This is a genomic window from Gilliamella sp. Lep-s35 (assembly GCF_009795845.1).
GTDB lineage: Bacteria > Pseudomonadota > Gammaproteobacteria > Enterobacterales > Orbaceae > Gilliamella.
In genome coordinates, this window is sequence record NZ_WTEX01000066.1 from 1 (window position 1) to 1,099 (window position 1,099).

Consider the following 1,099-nt stretch of genomic DNA (forward strand, 5'->3'; position numbering starts at 1 on the left):
TATTAAAATAAATCGTTCAAAAAACAACAAAAATTGGCAGGGTTTTCTACTTTTTTGCTGTGCTATTTTAGGGGATAGCTACAAATCTTATCTAAAGTAGATGCAAACGGTAAGGTAACCACCTATCGGGTAAAACCAGACGGAAGTATCGGCAGCCCTTGGCCTTAACTAAAAAATAATTAATTTTACCAAAAAAGAGATAAAAATATGGAACTAAGAGACAAATTAAACTCCCTAGAAGGGTATCAAGAAATTATAGATTTAAATATACAGTTCATTAAAAAACGTTTTGAAAAAATAGAAAATTTAAAACAAGATGAAAAGGAAGGAATACAAAAATATCCAAGACGTAATAATGAAATTATCGAAGCAACATATGATAGCATTTTTAATTATCAATGCCAAACGTTAGTAACGAATTACTCAATGGGGCAACCCATATCATCCATTATGGAAGAATATAAAATAACGGTTTCTTATATGGAAAAAGGTTGGGACGCAATATCCGGCTATATATCCATGGTTTGGATGTTATCTATCGGTATTATGCTGGAGGCAGAACCAGATATATTTGAAAAATTAAAATCTTTGGTTGAAAGGGATCATCTTAATGATTATCTGGTTGATTTTCTTTTACAAAACAGTACCCAATGGGGAAAACAAACGGCAAAGTTTGAATTTCCCAGACCTTATAAAGCAACCCAAGACATTATTTCATTGGCTCAAACAGATAAAACCGCAGCCCTAGAAAGATTAAAAAAATACCTGAAAAAAGAGTGGTATAGAGGACATTCAGATACTGGCTGGCATGATGATCATAAAAGCAAATGGAATATTCATACAGGCTATTGGAGCTTTGAAAGTGGTGTATTAGTCAAAATACTCGGCTTAGACGACACCGCCCTAAAAGACCAACCATACTACCCTTACGACATGGTGCATTGGAAAGAGTAATATTATGGAACTAAGAGACAAATTAAACTCCCTAGAAGGGTATCAAGAAATTATAGATTTAAAAACAGCTCAACGGGCGCATCAAACTTACCACCGCCTACGACAAACAGGGACGGATTATTTCTCATCAAGTGTATCAAGGCCG

The 1,099-nt window shown here is 34.5% G+C and carries 1 protein-coding gene; it reads left to right on the forward strand.

What is annotated here, in order from left to right; all coding sequences use genetic code 11:
• Nucleotides 1-207: 207 nt before the first annotated feature.
• A complete protein-coding gene (locus GQ590_RS12000; protein WP_160409290.1) occupies nucleotides 208-954 on the forward strand; it encodes a PoNi-like cognate immunity protein in 747 nt (248 codons plus the stop codon).
• Nucleotides 955-1,099 lie beyond the last annotated feature (145 nt).

Excerpts from the sequence above, each read along its gene's own strand:
- GQ590_RS12000 (WP_160409290.1), top strand. The coding sequence starts at position 208 with ATGGAACTAAGAGACAAATTAAACTCCCTAGAAGGGTATCAAGAAATT.